This is a genomic window from Burkholderia sp. KJ006 (assembly GCF_000262695.1).
Taxonomy (GTDB): Bacteria; Pseudomonadota; Gammaproteobacteria; order Burkholderiales; family Burkholderiaceae; genus Burkholderia; species Burkholderia vietnamiensis.
The window spans coordinates 463,190-481,409 of sequence record NC_017920.1 but is presented as its reverse complement, the minus strand read 5'-3'; the positions used below and the strand labels follow the sequence as shown (position 1 = coordinate 481,409).

The window sequence follows — 18,220 nt, the reverse complement described above, 5'->3', positions numbered from 1 at the left end:
GAGCAGCATCGACCGGGGAGCCTGGCCCTGGCGTCGCTGGTCGCGCTGACCTCTTCGATGAGGTACGCTGAAGCCCGTCTTCAGCGCCGTTTTTTATCTCGCTGCGCATCCGCGCGCCGATCGTCGCACCACCTCCGAGTTCTACCGCATCCGAACGCCTGCGTTCAGGATCGGCCACAGGCTCGCGACGCTCACGCCCGGAGTGCCGGCCGGCAACAGGCACTTCTCGATCGACCGCCCTTTCGCCGACGGCAGCCGCGCAGCGTCAAGTGATCCCTGGCGCACGCCGCCGCTCGTCCCGAACAGGACCGGAACATGACCGAACTCGAATTCCAATCGCTTGCGAACGAAGGCTACAACCGCATTCCGCTGATCGCGGAAGCACTCGCCGACCTCGAAACGCCGCTGTCCCTCTACCTGAAGCTGGCGCAGCCCGAACGCGCGGGCGCCAACTCGTTCCTGCTCGAATCGGTGGTGGGCGGCGAACGCTTCGGCCGCTATTCGTTCATCGGCCTGCCGGCACGCACGCTGGTGCGCGCCCGCAACGGCGTGTCCGAAGTCGTGCGCGACGGCGAGGTGATCGAAACGCACGACGGCGACCCGTTCGCCTTCATCGAGTCGTTCCAGGCGCGCTTCAAGGTCGCGCAGCGCCCGGGCCTGCCGCGCTTCTGCGGCGGCCTGGCCGGCTATTTCGGCTACGACGCGGTGCGCTACATCGAGAAGAAGCTCGCGAACACCGCGCCGCGCGACGATCTCGGCCTGCCCGACATCCAGCTGCTGCTCACCGAGGAAGTCGCGGTGATCGACAACCTCGCCGGCAAGCTGTACCTGATCATCTATGCCGACCCGGCGCAGCCCGAGGCGTACACGAAGGGCAAGCAGCGCCTGCGCGAACTGAAGCAGCGCCTGCGCACGACGGTGCAGCCGCCCGTCACGTCGGCGAGCGTGCGTACCGAGACGTTCCGCGAATTCAAGAAGGAAGACTATCTGGCCGCCGTGCGTCAGGCGAAGGAATACATCGCGGCCGGCGAGCTGATGCAGATCCAGGTCGGCCAGCGGCTGACCAAGCCGTACCGCGACAATCCGCTGTCGCTGTATCGCGCGCTGCGTTCGCTGAACCCGTCGCCGTACATGTATTACTACAACTTCGGCGATTTCCACGTGGTCGGCGCATCGCCGGAAATCCTCGTGCGCCAGGAAAAGCGCGGCGATGACCAGATCGTCACGATCCGGCCGCTGGCCGGCACGCGCCCGCGCGGCAACACGCCCGAGCGCGACGCCGAACTCGCGACCGAATTGCTGAACGACCCGAAGGAAATCGCCGAGCACGTGATGCTGATCGACCTCGCGCGCAACGACGTCGGCCGCATCGCGCAGATCGGCTCGGTGCAGGTGACCGACAAGATGGTGATCGAGAAGTACTCGCACGTGCAGCACATCGTCAGCTCGGTCGAGGGCAAGCTCAAGCCCGGCATGACGAACTACGACGTGCTGCGCGCGACGTTCCCGGCCGGCACGCTGTCGGGCGCGCCGAAGGTGCGCGCGATGGAGCTGATCGACGAGCTCGAGCCGGTCAAGCGCGGGCTGTACGGCGGCGCGGTCGGCTACATGTCGTTCTCGGGCGAGATGGACCTCGCGATCGCGATCCGCACGGGCCTGATCCACAACGGCAACCTGTACGTGCAGGCGGCGGCGGGCGTCGTCGCCGACTCGGTGCCCGAATCCGAATGGCAAGAGACCGAGAACAAGGCGCGCGCGGTGCTGCGTGCGGCCGAACAGGTCCAGGACGGCCTCGATAGCGACTTCTGACCGGAGACTGACCATGCTGCTCATGATCGACAACTACGACTCGTTCACCTACAACCTGGTCCAGTACTTCGGAGAACTGGGCGAGGACGTGCGCACCTACCGCAACGACGAAATCACGCTCGACGACATCGCGCGCCTGAACCCCGACACGATCTGCCTGTCGCCCGGCCCGAGCAATCCGCAGCACGCAGGCATCACGCTCGACGTGCTGCGCGAGTTCGCGGGCAAGAAGCCGATTCTCGGCGTATGCCTCGGCCACCAGGCGATCGGCGAAGCGTTCGGCGGCCGCGTCGTGCGCGCGAAGACCATCATGCACGGCAAGGTGAGCCGGATCGAAACCGACGGCCGCGGCGTGTTCGCCGATCTGCCGAAGCATTTCGACGTCACGCGCTACCACTCGCTCGCGATCGAGCGCGAATCGCTGCCCGACTGCCTCGAAGTGTCCGCGTGGACGGACGACGGCGAGATCATGGGCGTGCGCCACAAGACGCTGCCGATCGAAGGCGTGCAGTTCCATCCGGAATCGATCCTGTCCGAGCATGGCCACGCGCTGCTCGAGAACTTCCTGAAACAGCATCGCGCAGCCGCCCGCGCGAGCGCGCCGGCCGCCTGACCGGAGACGCACGATGACGATTACCCCGCAGGAAGCGCTGCAGCGCACGATCGAACACCGCGAAATCTTCCACGACGAGATGCTGCACCTGATGCGGCTCATCATGCGCGGCGACATGTCGCCCGTGATGGCGGCCGCGATCATCACCGGCCTGCGCGTGAAGAAGGAGACGATCGGCGAAATCGCCGCCGCCGCGACCGTGATGCGCGAGTTCGCGCACCACGTCGAGGTGCCGGACAACTCCAACTTCGTCGACATCGTCGGCACGGGCGGCGACGGCGCGCACACCTTCAACATCTCGACCGCGTCGATGTTCGTGACGGCCGCGGCAGGCGCGAAGGTCGCGAAGCACGGCAACCGCGGCGTGTCGAGCAAGTCCGGCAGCGCCGACGTGCTCGAGGCGCTCGGCGTGAACATCGACCTGCAGCCGGATCAGGTTGCCGCGTCGATCGCCGAAACCGGCATGGGCTTCATGTTCGCGCCGAACCATCATCCGGCGATGAAGAACATCGCGGCCGTGCGCCGCGAGCTCGGCGTGCGGACGATCTTCAACATCCTCGGCCCGCTGACCAATCCGGCCGGCGCACCGAACCAGCTGATGGGCGTATTCCACGCCGATCTCGTCGGCATCCAGGTGCGCGTGATGCAGCGCCTCGGCGCGCAGCACGTGCTGGTCGTGTACGGCAAGGACGGGATGGACGAAGTGTCGCTCGGCGCGGCCACGCTGGTCGGCGAATTGCGCGACGGGCAGGTGCACGAATACGAGATCCATCCGGAGGACTTCGGGCTCCAGATGGTGTCGAACCGCACGCTGAAGGTCGAAAATGCCGACGAATCGCGCGTGATGCTGCTCGGCGCGCTCGACAACCAGCCGGGCGTCGCCCGCGAGATCGTCACGCTGAACGCCGGCACCGCGCTCTACGCGGCCAATGTCGCCGCGTCGATCGCGGACGGCATCCAGCTCGCCCGCGAAGCGATCGCGAGCGGCAAGGCGCGCGCGAAAGTCGACGAACTCGTGCGCTTCACGCAGCAGTTCAAGCGCTGACTCCCCTCACGAATCCAGCAGGAACCCACATGAGCGACATTCTCGACCGAATCATCGCAGTCAAGCGCGACGAAGTCGCGGCAGCCATGCGCAGCACGCCGCTCGAGGCGCTGAAACTCGAAGCATCGGCGCGCGACCTGCGCGACTTCGTCGGCGCGCTGCGCGCGAAGCAGGCCGCCGGCCAGCCCGCGGTGATCGCCGAAGTGAAGAAGGCGAGCCCGTCGAAAGGCGTGCTGCGCGAGCATTTCGTGCCGGCCGACATCGCGCGCTCGTACGCGACGCACGGCGCTGCATGCCTGTCGGTGCTGACCGACGAACAGTTCTTCCAGGGCAGCGTGCGCTACCTCGAGGAAGCGCGCGCGGCCTGCACGCTGCCGGTGCTGCGCAAGGACTTCATCGTCGACGCGTACCAGATCCTCGAGGCGCGCGCGATGGGCGCCGACGCGATCCTGCTGATCGCGGCCGCGCTCGACACGCCGCTGATGCAGGAACTCGAAGCGTATGCGCACTCACTCGGCCTCGCGGTGCTGGTCGAGGTTCACGACCGCAACGAGATGGAACAGGCGCTCACGCTGAAGACGCCGCTCGTCGGCATCAACAACCGCAACCTGCGCACCTTCGAGACGACGATCCAGACCACGCTCGACATGCTCGACATGGTTCCGGCCGACCGCATGGTCGTGACCGAGTCGGGCATCCTGTCGCGCGCGGACGTCGACACGATGCGCGCGGCGAACGTGAACGCGTTCCTCGTCGGCGAAGCGTTCATGCGCGCGGACGAGCCGGGCGCGGCACTCGCGCGGATGTTCTTCTGATGGCGATCGAACGGGAGATCAAGCTCGCGCTGCCGGCCGGTCAGGCCGACGCCGCGCGGCACTTTTTCGAAACGCTGACCGGCGAGGCCGGCCAGGCCATCACGCTCGCGAACGTCTATTACGACACGCCCGAGCTCGCGCTCGCCCAGTCGAAGAGCGCGGTGCGCGTGCGCCGCACGCCGCACGGCTGGCTGCAGACGTTCAAGACGGTCGGCAGCGCCGAGGCCGGCCTGCATCGCCGCCATGAATGGGAGCTGCCCGTCGCCGGCGACGCGCTCGAAATCGACGCGCTGGTCGCAGCCTGCGACGTGCCGGAAGCCGCGACCGCATTGCGCGACGCCGCGCCGGCGCTGCACGCGCTGTTCCGCACGGATTTTTCGCGTACGCTGTGGCGCGTCGCAATCGGCGGCGCGACCGTCGAGGCGGCGGTGGACGTCGGCGAGATCGTCGTTCAGACGCAAAGCGATACGCGCCGCGAACCGATCAGCGAAATCGAACTCGAACTGATCGACGGCCCGGAAGCGGCGCTCGCGACGCTCGCCGCCGAATTGCAGCAGGCGCTGCCGGGCCTCGCCCCCGAAAACATCAGCAAGGCGCAGCGCGGCTACCGGCTGCGCGCGCAATAACCCGCATCACGCATGGCAACCCGCAAGACTCTCCGTACGCCGCAACAGGCGTCGCTGTTCGACGATCCCGCGCCGGAACCGGCGCAGCACGATGTTCCCGCCGCCGCACCCGCGCGTGCGCGCGCGGCCGGCAAGAAGGCCGCGGAAGCGGCTCCGGCGCGCGCCGCGCAGCCGCAGGCCGGCGCCGCCGACGTCCCGCACCTCGCCGCCCAATTCGACGCGCTGCCGGCCGTCTGGCGCGACGTGCTGAAGCCGTTCACCGACAGCGACGCGTACGCGCCGTTGTGTCGCTTCGTCGACGACGAGCGCGCCGCCGGCAAGACGGTCTACCCGACCGACGTGTTCCGCGCGCTGCGCCTGACGAGCCCGGACGACGTGAAGGTCGTGATCCTCGGCCAGGACCCGTACCACGGCGACGACCGCGGCACGCCGCAGGCCCATGGCCTCGCGTTCTCGGTGCCGCCGGCCGTGCGCACGCCGCCGTCGCTGCGCAACATCTTCAAGGAAATCGCGGCGAACTTCGGTCACGACACGCCGCGCCACGGCTGCCTCGACACGTGGGCGCGCCAGGGCGTGCTGCTGCTCAACACCGTGCTGACGGTCGAGCGCGGCGCCGCCGCGAGCCACGCGAAGCGCGGCTGGGAGCAATGCACGGACACGCTGATCCGCGAGCTGGCCGGCCGTCATCGCGGCCTCGTGTTCATGCTGTGGGGCGCGCATGCGCAGGCGAAGCGCGCGCTGTTCGATGCGAACGCCCATTGCGTGCTCGAGGCGCCGCATCCGTCGCCGCTGTCCGCGCACCGCGGCTTCCTCGGCTGCCGTCACTTCGCGCTCGCGAACGAGTATCTGGTCGAAGCGGGCCGCGAACCGATCGACTGGCGGCTGCCGGAGATCGCCGAAACGCTCGCCTGACGCACGTCGCCGGCTTGGCATTGGCGCCGGCCGCAACGCAAAAACGCCGCGCCCTGTCGGGACGCGGCGTTTTCGTTTGACGACGCAGCGCGGCACGGCCGCGCATCTGCGCGTTACACGGCGGCGATCGCCTCGCGTGCACCGGCGAGCGCGGCGCTCTGCGCATCGGGCCCGAGGTTCAGGCCTTCGGCGTGGATGAAGCTTACGTCGGTCAGGCCGATGAAGCCGAGGAAGGTGCGCAGGAACGGCGTCTGGCTGTCGTTCGGCGTACCGAGGTACTTGCCGCCGCGCGCGGTGACCACGTGCACCTTCTTGCCCTTGATGAGGCCTTCCGGACCGTTCTCGGTATAGCGGAACGTGACGCCGGCACGGGCGATCCAGTCGAAATACGTCTTCAGTTGCGACGACACGCCGAAGTTGTACATCGGAGCGGCGATCACGACGATGTCGGCCGCCTGCAGTTCGGCGATCAGTGCATCGCTCTTCGCGACGATCGCATTCTGTTCCGCGCTGCGCTGGTCGGCCGGCGTGAAGAACGCGCCGAGCACCGTTTCGTCGAGGTGCGGCAGCGCGTCGGCCAGCAGGTCGCGCACGACGACCTGGGCGCCGGGGTTCGATTGTTGCAGCTTTGCCGTCAGTTCGCTGGCCAGCAGCGTGGACTGCGCACCTTGCGAGCGCGCCGCGGAATTGATTTGCAGAATGGTCGTCATGTCAGGCTCCAGTTGGATTGCGCTTGGTCAGCGCGAGTGACGCCATTGTGCGTGGCCACATCGTCGCGAAAAAGCGGGGCTCCGGCGACGGATTGTTGCATCAGCAGAACAATCGGCCGCCGGTTGGGCGCAGCCCCCCCGCGCTCAGCCTTTCAGCCAGGCTTCCCGGGCGTTGCGCGCGGCGGCCGGCTTCGCGGCCGCGGTCAGCCGGTAGCGCGTGACGTCCGGGCCGTCGAGCTTCAGCTTCACGGTCCGCAGCTCGTCGCGCCGGAACGCGTGGATCTCGACCTTGTCGCCCGGCCGGTAGCGCGCGAGCAGCGCGTCGAGGTTCGTGCCGGTGATGCGCAGCCCGTCGAGCGCGATCAGCGTGTCGCCGGCCGACAGCCCCGCGCGGTGCGCGCCGCCGCCTTCGTAGACGGCCGCCAGCGTGCAGTCCGCGCCGCCGCGCAGGCGCGCGCCGATGCTCGGCTTCGCGGCCGCGCCGTTCGCGACTTCCGGCACGAGCGTCACGCCGAACGGCGCGAACAGTTCGGCGAGCGGCAGGTCGCGCGTGCCGTGCACGGCGTCGGCGAACAGGCGGCCGAGCGCGACGCCGGTGGCTTCCTCGATCAGCGCGTCGACTTCGTCCTCGCCGACGCCCGCCTGCTTGCCGCGATAGAAGTCGCGCCCGTAGCGCTGCCACAGCAGGCGCATCACGTCGTCGAGCGACTTGCGGTTGCGCGTTTGCGCGCGAATCGCCAGATCGAACGCGAGCGCGACGAGCGAACCCTTCGTGTAGTAGCTGACGATCGCGTTGGTCGCGTTCTCGTCCTGCCGGTAATACTTGATCCATGCGTCGAACGAGCTGTCGGCGACGCTCTGCTTCAGGCGGCCCGTGCCGCGCAGCACGCCGCCGATGGTGCGGCCGAGCGCGGCGAAGTATTCGTCCTGCGACATCAGCCCGCTGCGCACCAGCATCAGGTCGTCGTAATACGACGTGAAGCCCTCGAACAGCCACAGCAGCGACGTGTAGTTCTCGCGCCCGAGGTCGTACGGCACGAACGCGGCCGGCTTGATGCGCTTCACGTTCCACGTGTGGAAGTATTCGTGGCTGCACAGGCCGAGGTAGGTACGATAGCCTTCGGTCGTTTCCGGCCGTCCCTTCACCGGCAGGTCGGTGCGGTTGCAGATCAGCGCGGTCGACGCACGGTGCTCGAGGCCGCCGTAGCCGTCGCTGACCGCGAGCGTCATGAACACGTAGCGGTCCATCGGCGCCTTCTTCGACTTCGGCTCGAACAGCGCGATCTGCGCTTCGCACACGCGCTTGAGGTCGGTACGCAGGCGCTCCATGTCGAGCTGCGTCACGCGCCCGGCGATCACGATGTCGTGCGGCACGCCGTGCGCTTCGAACGTCGCCAGCGCGAATTCGCCGATCGTGACCGGATGGTCGGCCAATTCGTCATAGTTCGCCGCGCGATAGGCGCCGAACCCGTACCGCCGCGTGCCGCGCGCCTCGGGCAGCGACGTGCCGACGCGCCACGTGCGGAACGCCGGGCCGGCCGGCTTCGCGATGTCGACCTCGCACGGTGCGTCCTCGCGGCCGGCGACGCTCAGAAACACCGCGGTGGCGTTGAAGAAGCCGCCCGCTTCGTCGAGATACGCGGAGCGCACCGACAGGTCCCACGCATAGACGTCGTAGCGCAGCGTCAGCGCGCCGCTCACCGGCGCGGCCTGCCACGTGTTCTTGTCGGTCTTGGCGATCCGCACCTTGCGGCCGGCGTCGTTGAACGCGGCGAGCGTGACGATGTTGCGCGCGAACTCGCGCACGAGATAGCTGCCCGGAATCCAGACCGGCAGCGCGAAGCGCTGGCCTGCGGGATCGGGGTCGGCGACCGTCACCGAGACTTCGAACAGGTGCGCGGCAAGATCTTTCGGGGCAATCGAATAGCGGATCGGCTGGGTCATCGTGGCAATCGGTCGGAGATCGAACGGGATAAGGCGGCGAAAACGACGAGAGGCGCCGGCGGGTGTCGCGGGCGCCCCTCGCTGGCCGGGCGTTGCGGCCCGGCGTGTCGGTCGGTTACTTGCTCGACGCGAGCGCCTGGTTCAGCTGCTCGGCCGAAACGGCGCCCGGCAGGCGGCGACCGTCCGGCAGGAAGATCGTCGGCGTGCCGGTGACGTTCATCCCGTGGCCGAGCGCGAGGTTCTTGTCGAGCGCGGTGGTGTCGCAGGTGCCGGCGCCGGACGGCGCGCGATGGTCGATCATCCAGCTTTCCCACGTCTTCGCGCGATCGCTCGCGCACCAGATCGCCTTCGACTTCGCGGTCGAATCCGGCGACAGCACCGGGTACAGGAACGTGTAGACGGTCACGTTGTCGATCGACTGCAGCGTCGTCTCGAGCCGCTTGCAGTACGGGCAGTTGGGGTCGGAGAACACCGCGATCTTGCGTGCGCCGTTGCCCTTCACGACCTTGATCGCGTTCGCGAACGGCAGGCTCGCGAAATCGATCCGGTTCAGATCGGACAGGCGTGCGTCGGTCAGGTTCTTGTGCGTCTTGGTGTCGACGAGATCGCCGAGCAGCACGTAGTCGCCCGCTGCGTCGCTATAGATGATCTGCGAGCCGAGGTTCACCTCATAGAGGCCCGCGACCGGCGATTTCGACACGCTCTTGATCGGCGCGTCGCTGCCGAGACGCGCCTGCAGCGTGGCTTTCAGCTTGTCGGTGGTTTGGTCGGCCTGCGCGGTACAGCCAAGCGTCGCCATCGTGACGGCGAGCGCCAGCGATGCCATGCGGATCGTTCTTTTCATCGGGTTGGTCCTTCAGCTCAATCGAAGTGCACGTCACAGTGTACGCCGTAACGGGCACCTGTCCGACAGGACCGCCATGCGAAGGTTCGATCAGCCGAGCGCGGCCGACACCAGCCAGCGCTTCACGAGCGGCTGCGCGCCGACGAACGCCATGCCCGCGTTGCGCACCGCCTTCGCGAGCGGGCCGGGCACCGAGAACAGCCGCTGCAGCCCGTCGGTCGCGACCATCAGCGCGCGGATGTCCTCGCGGCGCGCGCGCTCGTAGCGGCGCAGCAGCACCGTATCGCCGAGATTGCGGAAGCTCTCCTTGCTCGCGATCGCATCGGCGAGCGACGCGACGTCGCGCAGCCCGAGGTTCATCCCCTGCCCCGCGAGCGGATGGATCAGATGCGCGGCGTCGCCGACGAGCGCGACGCGCGGCGCGATCAGCTTGTCGACCGTCTGCAGCGCGAGCGGGAAACCGGCCGCCGGCGTCACGCATTCGAGCGTGCCGACCTGACCGTGCGACACGCGTTCGACTTCGGCGGCGAGCTGCGCGGGATCGAGCGCGAGCAGCTGATCGGCGTGCGCGGTCTGCGCGGACCACACGAGCGACACGTGGCCGTCGGGCAGCGGCAACAACGCGATGATCTCGCCTTCGTGGAACCACTGGTACGCGGTCTCGCGGTGCGGCAGCGACGCCTTGAAGTTCGCGACGACGCCCGTCTGCCGGTAATCGCGGCGCTCGACCTTGGCGCCCATCTGGGAGCGCACCCACGAATGGGCGCCGTCCGCGCCGACCACGAGGTCCGCCTCGACCACGTGCCCGGACGACAGCGTCAGGACGGCCGCATCGTCGCGCACGTCGAAGCCCTGCGCGCGCGCGTCGAACCACGTGAGATTCGGCTGGAACCGCAGCGCGGCGTCGAGCGACGTCTCGATCAGCGACGATTCGACGATCCATGCGAGCTGCGGCACCGACGCCTGGTACGCGGAGAAATGCAACTCCGCGTGGGCATCGCCGTACACGCGCATGTCGTACACCGGCGCGAGCCGCCCGTGGTCGAGCGCCTGCCAGACCCGCAGCCGTTCGAGCAACGCCTGCGAACTGGAGGACAGCGCGTAGATGCGCGTATCGAACGCGAGATCGGCGGGGCGCGGGGTCGCCGGCTGGGCGAGCAACGCGGTCTTGTAGCCGGACTGGGTCAGCGCGAGCGCGGCCGTCTTGCCGACGAGCCCGCCGCCGACCACGGCGACATCGAAGGTGTGGTGGGCAGTCATGGCGCGCATTATAGCCGCGGGGCCGAGCCCTTACTCGGCCGGACTTTGCGGGAAATCAGCAGAATCGCCCGTGGCTGCGCCAATGCGGCGGCCGGTCGCGTCGGGGCGTTCCGGCCAAGGCCGGAAACCGGGGCGTCGGCACGGTACAATAGCGCCTTTGAACGTCGGCCCGCCGCGCCTCGCGCGCCGGCCGTCCCTATTTTCCCGCGCCGCCGCGCTCCGTCCGGCCGCGCCGCCCCACCCGTCCGAAGGATTCCATGAGCCTCAAATGCGGCATCGTCGGCTTGCCCAACGTCGGCAAGTCCACACTGTTCAATGCGTTGACGAAGGCCGGCATCGCCGCCGAGAACTACCCGTTCTGCACGATCGAGCCGAACGTCGGCATCGTCGAAGTCCCCGACACGCGCCTGAAGGCGCTGGCCGAAATCGTGAAGCCCGAGCGCGTCCTGCCGGCCGTCGTCGAATTCGTCGACATCGCGGGCCTCGTCGCCGGCGCGAGCAAGGGCGAAGGCCTCGGCAACCAGTTCCTCGCGAACATCCGCGAAACCGACGCGATCACACACGTCGTGCGCTGCTTCGAAGACGACAACGTGATCCACGTCGCCGGCAAGGTCAGCCCGATCGACGACATCGAAGTGATCAACACCGAGCTCGCGCTCGCCGATCTCGGCACCGTCGAGAAGGCGCTTACGCGCTACTCGAAGGCCGCGAAGTCGGGCAACGACAAGGAAGCGGTGAAGCTCGCGGCGGTGCTCGAGAAAGTGCGCGCGCAGCTCGACCAGGGCAAGGCCGTGCGCAGCCTCGACCTGTCGGACGACGAGCAGGCGCTGCTCAAGCCGTTCTGCCTGATCACGGCGAAGCCCGCGATGTACGTCGCGAACGTGAAGGACGACGGCTTCGACAACAACCCGCACCTCGAAGCGGTGCGCAAGTACGCGGAAAGCGAGAACTCGCCGGTGGTCGCCGTGTGCGCCGCGATCGAGGCGGAAATCGCCGATCTCGACGACGCCGACAAGGAAGCGTTCCTCGCGGACATGGGCATGGAAGAGCCGGGCCTCGACCGCGTGATCCGCGCGGGCTTCAAGCTGCTGGGCCTGCAGACCTACTTCACCGCGGGCGTGAAGGAAGTGCGCGCGTGGACGATCCATATCGGCGACACGGCGCCGCAGGCGGCCGGCGTGATCCACACCGACTTCGAGCGCGGCTTCATCCGCGCGCAGACGATCTCGTTCGACGACTTCGTCGCGTACAAGGGCGAACAGGGTGCGAAGGAAGCCGGCAAGATGCGCGCGGAAGGCAAGGAATACGTCGTGCACGACGGCGATGTGATGAACTTCCTGTTCAACGTCTGACAGTACGCTGTAAGCGTTCATGCAACAATAGCTAACCTCAAGCCCGACAGAATCGGTCCAACGATCGTTATTTCGGGCTTTTTTTGTGGTTCGCAGCACCATCCGCCACGTCAACGAAGGTAACAATATGGCATTGATCGAAGGATTTCGAGTACGTAACTACCGTGCGCTACGTGATGTCACCCTCGGCAAAATGTCCACCGGGCAAAAGGTAGACCCACTGACGCCGTTCACAGTTGTGATCGGAAAAAATGGCGTCGGGAAAAGCACTTTATTTGACGCATTCGGATTTGTTGCAGACTGCCTATCGACAGACGTTGAAACAGCTTGTGATGCCAAACAGCGCGGCGGATTCGAACGCATGCGCTCTTTGGGGACGACTGAACCCATTCAATTTGAAATTTATTACCGAGAAGCCAAAGGTGAACGGCCAATTACTTACGAATTGGCAATCAATTTGGATGAGAGCGGCCGCCCCTTTGTACAATCCGAAACGCTGAAACAACGCCGCAAAGGCGCGAAGCACGGTCGACCATACCCTTTTCTAAAACTTCAACACGGAAAGGGAAAAGTATGGGCAGGGGAAGAAGCCGTGGAAATGGAGGGTGGTGAGGATCGATCTCAGGAGGACGTTGAGCTTACGGATCTACGTCAACTGGGCATCGCCACATTGGGAACACTCAAGGAACACCCTCGCATCAAGCGATTTCGTGACTTCCTAAAAGGTTGGTACCTTTCGTATTTTCATCCGGATGCTGCACGGACTATTCAACCTGCGGGCATTCAGCGCCACCTGAACATTCACGGCGATAACATCGGCAATGTCGTGCAATATATGGAGCGCGAACATAAAGAGCGATTCGCAGCCATTCTCGATCGAATCGCCGCGAAAATACCTGGCGTTCAAAGCATCAAAACTACCGTAACACAGGATAAACGCGTCCTACTTCAGTTCAACGATGGCGCCTTTTCTGATCCGTTCTATGCCGGGCAAATGTCGGACGGCACGCTGAAAATTTTCGCTTACCTACTCTTAATGGAGGACCCGGAACCTCCTCCCTTTATCTGCATCGAAGAACCAGAAAACGGACTTTATCATCGGCTTCTCGACTCTCTGGCTTTTGAACTTAGAAGCCATGCGACGGGAAAAAAAAACGCGCCTCAAATTTTCGTAACTACCCATCAACCATATTTCGTCGACGCCTTATCTCCAGACGAAGTATGGATATTGGAAAAGGGCTCAGACGGGTTCTCTACCATTCGACGCGCCTCCGACATTGAGCTTGTGCGTAATCTTGTTGAAGAAGGGTTGCCGTTGGGTGGACTTTGGTATAGCGACTACTTGGACGCGAGATAAGTATGCATATCGAGGTATTGGTGGAAGACAGCTCTGGAGCGTGTCTCCTCGAAATCTTGCTGCCACGCATCATCGGAGCACAAGGGGAACCACATACATGGCGAGTGCATCCTTATAAAGGCATTGGTCGCATACCTAAAGGACTGGCATCAAAAACTGACCCAGCAAAACGAGCACTGCTCGACCAACTCCCAAGACTCTTAAAGGGTTACGGGAAAACACCAGGAACAGATGCTGTCGCAGTTATCGTCGACAGTGATTCTCGCGATCCTCGGGCATTTTTGCGGGAACTTAACAATCTTCTTGATCAATGCAACCCAGCACCCACAACCCTATTCTCACTCGCAATCGAGGAAATGGAAGCTTGGCTGTTGGGTGATGCAAATGCACTATGGACTGCTTTTCCACGAGCAAAAAAAGATGTATTAGCACGCTATAAGCAAGATAGCGTATGTGGAACTTGGGAATTACTCGCCGATGCAGTCCACAAGGGTGGAAAGGCAGCTATTCACGCTGCTGGATGGCCAGCTGCAGGTGAAATGAAACATGAATGGGCAAGGCAAATCGGAATGCTTATGGACGTTAACAACAATGCCTCCGACAGCTTTTGCCAATTTCGCGACGGCCTAAAACGGCTAGTTGCTTAGCCTAAGCTGGACCAACGAGGTCCGTAAAATACTACGGACCTCGTGCATTAACCTCACTGCAACTCTATTGCCTGTCTTGAGGAAAATGCCCGCGCATCGCGCGCACGCTTGTTCAGCCACGAAGCGAACAGCACCAGCAGCGCCAGCACGGCCGTCGCGCCCACTTCCATCCGGTGCGCCTCGCTCACGAACATCACGGTCAGCGTGCCGCAGATGAACAGGATCACCGCCCACGTGAGCCACGGGAACAGCCACATCCGCAGCGTCAGGTCCGCGCCCGTCGATTCGAGCGTCTTGCGCATCCGCAGCTGCGAGATCGCGATCACGAGATACACGAGCAGTGCGATCGCGCCCGAGGTCGCGAGCAGGAAGCCGAACACCTGCTCCGGCATCAGATAGTTCGCGATCACCGTCAGGAAGCCGAACGCGGTCGACGCCAGCACGGCCGCGCGCGGCGTGCCGGTCGAATCGGTGCGGTGCAGGAACGCGGGCGCGTCCTTGCGCTTGGACAGCGAGAACAGCATCCGCGACGCCGTGTACAGCGCCGAGTTCAGGCAGCTCGCGACCGACACCAGCACGATCACGTCGATGATCGCCTTCGCGTTCGGCACGCCGATCAGCTCCATCGCACGCTGATACGAGCCGTGCTTCGGCAGCAGCGGATCGTTCCACGGCACGATGGCGGCGACGACGAGAATCGAGCCGAGGTAGAACAGCGTGATACGCCAGATCACCGAGTTCGTCGCGCGGACGATCTGGCGCTGCGGGTTGTCCGATTCCGCGGCCGCGATCGTCACGATCTCGGTGCCGAGAAACGAGAACATGGTCGTCAGCATCGCAGCCAGCACCGCGCCCGCGCCGTTCGGCATGAAGCCCTGGTGCGCGAACAGGTTCGACACGCCCGACACCGCCGGCGCCGGAACGATGCCGAGGATCGCGGCACCGCCGATGCACAGGAACACGACGATCGCGACCACCTTGATCAGCGCGAACCAGAATTCGAATTCGCCGTAGTTCTTGACCGAAAAGAGATTGGTGATCGTCAGCAGCAGCGTGATGCCGAGCGCGAAGATCCAGGTCGCGACGCCGGGGAACCACGCATTGAGAATGGTTGCGGCGGCCGTTGCCTCGATCGGAATCACCAGCACCCAGAACCACCAGTACAGCCAGCCGATCGAGAAGCCGGCCCAATGGCCGATCGCGCGATCGGCATAGGTCGAGAACGAACCGCTGTCCGGATGCGCGACGGCCATCTCGCCGAGCATGCGCATCACCAGCACGACCAGCACGCCCGCGATCGCATACGCGAGGATGGAAGCCGGGCCGGCCTCCGCGATGGCGTGGCCGGAGCCCACGAACAAGCCCGCGCCGATGACGCCGGCAATCGACATCATCGTCACGTGCCGCTGTTTCAGACCCGTGCCGAGGCCTGTGTTGCTTCCACTCATATGTCTCTCTCCAAAAAACGGTGCCGGTACGACCGGTTGTGGCATGAAGGCGGCGAGGGAGTTGTCGTTGTTGTATCCGCTGCCCGCCGCGCATGCGTCGCATGCGGACCAGGAGCCGGATCGGGCCGGTCTGGTCGGTGCGCGACGCAGTCTGCGAAGCTGCGGGTGCGATGCGGCGCTCAGCGCGCCGGCGCATCGCGTGCGCCCGTTCCGTCGGCCGTCGGTCGGCCGCCTTCGAAGCGAAGGAGTGTAAGCATCAAACGGTTCTGAACTAAGAACCAATTGAAGAATTTCGATGGAACCACTGGTTGCATCGATGGTCGTCGATGCAACGCTTGGTGTCGGTTCGGCGGCCGGGCGAGCGGCGCGAGCGCGCTATCGGGCGCTCGCCATGGGGCCGTCACCCTATCGTGCGGCAGACGGGCGACGCGAGCGTTGCCGCGTGCCGGTTCGCGGCAGCGGCGACGGCCTTCGCGTAGCATCGCGGCGTCGGCGCGCGGTCCGCGGCAATGCTTCGCGCCCCGCCCGCTCGACCTGCGAGCCGCCATCGACCACCTCATCCGGAGAACCACCATGTCCGCCACGCTGCGCCGCGCTACCCGCATCGCGACCGTCGCGGCCGCGCTGTTCGTCGCGTGCATCGCGCTGCCGCCCGCCGCACACGCGTATCGCGCGTCGCCCGGTTACGGCAGCGAAGCGGATCTCGACCGGCACGACACGTACCGCAATCGCGACGGCGACACCGTGCATGCGCCCGCGCATTCGAGATCGGGCCGCGTGCCCGACGGCGCGAGCGCACGTTGCCGCGACGGCACGTACAGCTTCAGCCGCCATCGGCGCGGCACGTGTTCGGGGCACGGCGGCGTCGCCGCATGGTTGTGAAGGCGGGTCGGCCGAATGGCCGGCGCCGCGCCAGCGGCAGGCGGCGGCGAAGTACAATACGCGCTCGCGCCGCCGCCACGCGGCGCCACGGCCGCGCCGCGCGCCGCGCGCTCCGTACCGACTCATCCGACGCCACGCTCGCCCATGCGCCGCGCGGCAGTCTCAACCCTCTGACTTTCACACCCAAATGGCCCAATACGTTTTCACGATGAACCGGGTCGGCAAGATCGTGCCGCCCAAGCGCCAGATCCTGAAGGACATCTCGCTGTCGTTCTTTCCGGGCGCGAAGATCGGCGTGCTCGGCCTGAACGGCTCGGGCAAGTCGACGCTGATCCGCATCATGGCGGGCGTCGACAAGGACATCGAAGGCGAAGCGACGCCGATGCCGAACCTGAACATCGGCTATCTGCCGCAGGAACCGCAGCTCGACCCGACGAAGACGGTGCGCGAGGCGGTCGAGGACGGCCTCGGCGACCTGTTCCAGGCGAACAAGAAGCTCGAGGAAATCTACGCCGCGTATGCGGAACCCGACGCCGACTTCGACGCGCTCGCGGCCGAGCAGGCGAAATACGAAGCGATCCTCGCGTCGAGCGACGGCGGCAGCCCCGAGCAGCAGCTCGAAGTGGCCGCCGACGCGCTGCGCCTGCCGCCGTGGGACGCGAAGATCGAGCACCTGTCGGGCGGCGAAAAGCGCCGCGTCGCGCTGTGCAAGCTGCTGCTCGAAAAGCCCGACATGCTGCTGCTCGACGAGCCGACCAACCACCTCGACGCCGAGTCGGTCGACTGGCTCGAGCAGTTCCTGGTGCGCTTCCCCGGCACCGTCGTCGCCGTCACGCACGATCGCTACTTCCTCGACAACGCGGCCGAGTGGATTCTCGAACTCGACCGCGGCCACGGCATTCCGTGGAAGGGCAACTACAGCAGCTGGCTCGACCAGAAGGAAGAGCGCCTGAAGCAGGAAGAAGCGTCGGAATCGGCGCGCCAGAAGGCGATCAAGAAGGAACTGGAGTGGGTGCGCCAGAACCCGAAGGGCCGTCAGGCGAAGTCGAAGGCGCGGATCGCGCGCTTCGAGGAACTGAACAGCCAGGAATACCAGAAGCGCAACGAAACGCAGGAAATCTTCATTCCGGTCGGCGATCGCCTCGGCAATGAAGTGATCGAGTTCAAGAACGTCAGCAAGTCGTTCGGCGATCGCCTGCTGATCGACAACCTGAGCCTGAAGATCCCGGCCGGCGCGATCGTCGGCATCATCGGCCCGAACGGCGCCGGCAAGTCGACGCTGTTCAAGATGCTGACCGGCAAGGAGCAGCCGGATTCCGGCGAAGTCGTGCTCGGGCCCACGGTGAAGCTCGCGTACGTCGACCAGAGCCGCGACGCGCTCGACGGCTCGAAGACGGTGTTCGAGGAAATCTCCGGCGGCGCCGACGTGCTGACGGTCGGCAAGTACGAAACGCCGTCGCGCGCGTACATCGGCCGCTTCAACTTCAAGGGCGGCGACCAGCAGAAGATCGTCGGCAACCTGTCGGGCGGCGAGCGCGGCCGCCTGCACCTCGCGAAGACGCTGATCTCCGGCGGCAACGTGCTGCTGCTCGACGAACCGTCGAACGACCTCGACGTCGAAACGCTGCGCGCGCTGGAAGACGCGCTGCTGGAGTTCGCGGGCTCGGTGCTGGTGATCTCGCACGATCGCTGGTTCCTCGACCGGATCGCGACGCACATCCTCGCCTTCGAAGGCGATTCGCAGGTCACGTTCTTCGACGGCAACTACCAGGAGTACGAAGCCGACAAGCGTGCGCGCCTCGGCGAAGAAGCGGCGAAGCCGAAGCGTCTGCGCTACAAGCCGATCAGCCGCTGATCGGCACGGGGCGGCGTCCGGCGCGGTGCGCGGCAACGCGGGGCCGCACGCCCGCGCCGCCGCTTCGGGATCGCCAAAACGAAAGCGGGCCACTGGCCCGC

The 18,220-nt window shown here is 65.7% G+C and carries 16 protein-coding genes; 11 read left to right on the top strand and 5 right to left on the bottom strand.

The window, feature by feature from the left end; all coding sequences use genetic code 11:
• Positions 1-315 precede the first annotated feature (315 nt).
• Genes trpE through MYA_RS02175 form a run of 6 tightly spaced genes read left to right on the top strand, consistent with a single transcriptional unit; the run spans position 316 to position 5,820 of the window.
• Complete coding sequence (trpE, locus tag MYA_RS02200; RefSeq protein WP_011883154.1) at positions 316-1,809, top strand: anthranilate synthase component I; 1,494 nt, start codon at positions 316-318, stop codon at positions 1,807-1,809.
• A gap of 13 nt (positions 1,810-1,822) precedes the next feature.
• On the top strand, positions 1,823-2,422 hold the full coding sequence (locus MYA_RS02195) for an aminodeoxychorismate/anthranilate synthase component II (RefSeq protein WP_014722375.1): 600 nt from the start codon (positions 1,823-1,825) through the stop codon (positions 2,420-2,422).
• A 13-nt stretch (positions 2,423-2,435) separates the two neighbouring features.
• Positions 2,436-3,467, top strand: coding sequence for an anthranilate phosphoribosyltransferase (trpD, locus tag MYA_RS02190; RefSeq protein ID WP_011883152.1), 1,032 nt, complete (start codon positions 2,436-2,438; stop codon positions 3,465-3,467).
• Between the two features lie 29 nt (positions 3,468-3,496).
• Positions 3,497-4,282, top strand: coding sequence for an indole-3-glycerol phosphate synthase TrpC (trpC, locus tag MYA_RS02185; protein WP_011883151.1), 786 nt, complete (start codon positions 3,497-3,499; stop codon positions 4,280-4,282).
• The gene (locus tag MYA_RS02180) at positions 4,282-4,908 is read left to right on the top strand and encodes a CYTH domain-containing protein (RefSeq protein ID WP_014722374.1); all 627 of its coding nucleotides are present in this window, start codon (positions 4,282-4,284) and stop codon (positions 4,906-4,908) included. The genes trpC and MYA_RS02180 overlap by 1 nt, the downstream gene beginning before the upstream one ends.
• Before the next feature lie 12 nt (positions 4,909-4,920).
• On the top strand, positions 4,921-5,820 hold the full coding sequence (locus MYA_RS02175; protein ID WP_011883149.1) for a uracil-DNA glycosylase: 900 nt from the start codon (positions 4,921-4,923) through the stop codon (positions 5,818-5,820).
• Between the two features lie 113 nt (positions 5,821-5,933).
• On the opposite strand, the gene MYA_RS02170 is transcribed toward MYA_RS02175, so the two are convergent.
• The 4 genes from MYA_RS02170 to MYA_RS02155 all read right to left on the bottom strand — a co-directional run bounded on the left by MYA_RS02170 (position 5,934) and on the right by MYA_RS02155 (position 10,587).
• Positions 5,934-6,530, bottom strand: coding sequence for an FMN-dependent NADH-azoreductase (locus MYA_RS02170; RefSeq protein WP_014722373.1), 597 nt, complete (start codon positions 6,528-6,530; stop codon positions 5,934-5,936).
• A gap of 144 nt (positions 6,531-6,674) precedes the next feature.
• Entirely contained in the window at positions 6,675-8,474 is a 1,800-nt protein-coding gene (locus tag MYA_RS02165; protein WP_014722372.1) for a M61 family metallopeptidase, read from the bottom strand.
• A 115-nt stretch (positions 8,475-8,589) separates the two neighbouring features.
• The gene (locus MYA_RS02160) at positions 8,590-9,318 is read right to left on the bottom strand and encodes a DsbC family protein (RefSeq protein ID WP_041493746.1); all 729 of its coding nucleotides are present in this window, start codon (positions 9,316-9,318) and stop codon (positions 8,590-8,592) included.
• A 90-nt stretch (positions 9,319-9,408) separates the two neighbouring features.
• Complete coding sequence (locus MYA_RS02155) at positions 9,409-10,587, bottom strand: UbiH/UbiF family hydroxylase (protein ID WP_011883145.1); 1,179 nt, start codon at positions 10,585-10,587, stop codon at positions 9,409-9,411.
• A gap of 248 nt (positions 10,588-10,835) precedes the next feature.
• Here MYA_RS02155 and ychF point away from each other — a divergent pair, with 248 nt between their 5' ends.
• The 3 genes from ychF to MYA_RS29170 all read left to right on the top strand — a co-directional run bounded on the left by ychF (position 10,836) and on the right by MYA_RS29170 (position 13,934).
• Entirely contained in the window at positions 10,836-11,930 is a 1,095-nt protein-coding gene (ychF, locus tag MYA_RS02150) for a redox-regulated ATPase YchF (RefSeq protein ID WP_011883144.1), read from the top strand.
• A gap of 127 nt (positions 11,931-12,057) precedes the next feature.
• Positions 12,058-13,287, top strand: a complete 1,230-nt coding sequence (locus tag MYA_RS29175) for an AAA family ATPase (RefSeq protein ID WP_014722368.1) — start codon at positions 12,058-12,060, stop codon at positions 13,285-13,287.
• Positions 13,288-13,289: 2 nt separating this feature from the next.
• Positions 13,290-13,934: a hypothetical protein gene (locus MYA_RS29170; RefSeq protein ID WP_081058997.1), complete on the top strand. Its 645-nt coding sequence runs from the start codon at positions 13,290-13,292 to the stop codon at positions 13,932-13,934.
• Between the two features lie 53 nt (positions 13,935-13,987).
• On the opposite strand, the gene gabP is transcribed toward MYA_RS29170, so the two are convergent.
• Positions 13,988-15,382 (bottom strand): GABA permease, encoded by a 1,395-nt coding sequence (gabP, locus tag MYA_RS02145; RefSeq protein ID WP_014722367.1) that lies wholly within the window; start codon positions 15,380-15,382, stop codon positions 13,988-13,990.
• Positions 15,383-15,955: 573 nt separating this feature from the next.
• On the opposite strand from gabP, the gene MYA_RS02140 reads away from it, so the two are divergent.
• Together MYA_RS02140 and ettA are read left to right on the top strand one after the other, a co-directional pair.
• Positions 15,956-16,264, top strand: a complete 309-nt coding sequence (locus MYA_RS02140) for a DUF3761 domain-containing protein (RefSeq protein WP_014722366.1) — start codon at positions 15,956-15,958, stop codon at positions 16,262-16,264.
• A 187-nt stretch (positions 16,265-16,451) separates the two neighbouring features.
• Positions 16,452-18,119 (top strand): energy-dependent translational throttle protein EttA, encoded by a 1,668-nt coding sequence (gene ettA, locus MYA_RS02135; protein ID WP_014722364.1) that lies wholly within the window; start codon positions 16,452-16,454, stop codon positions 18,117-18,119.
• Positions 18,120-18,220 lie beyond the last annotated feature (101 nt).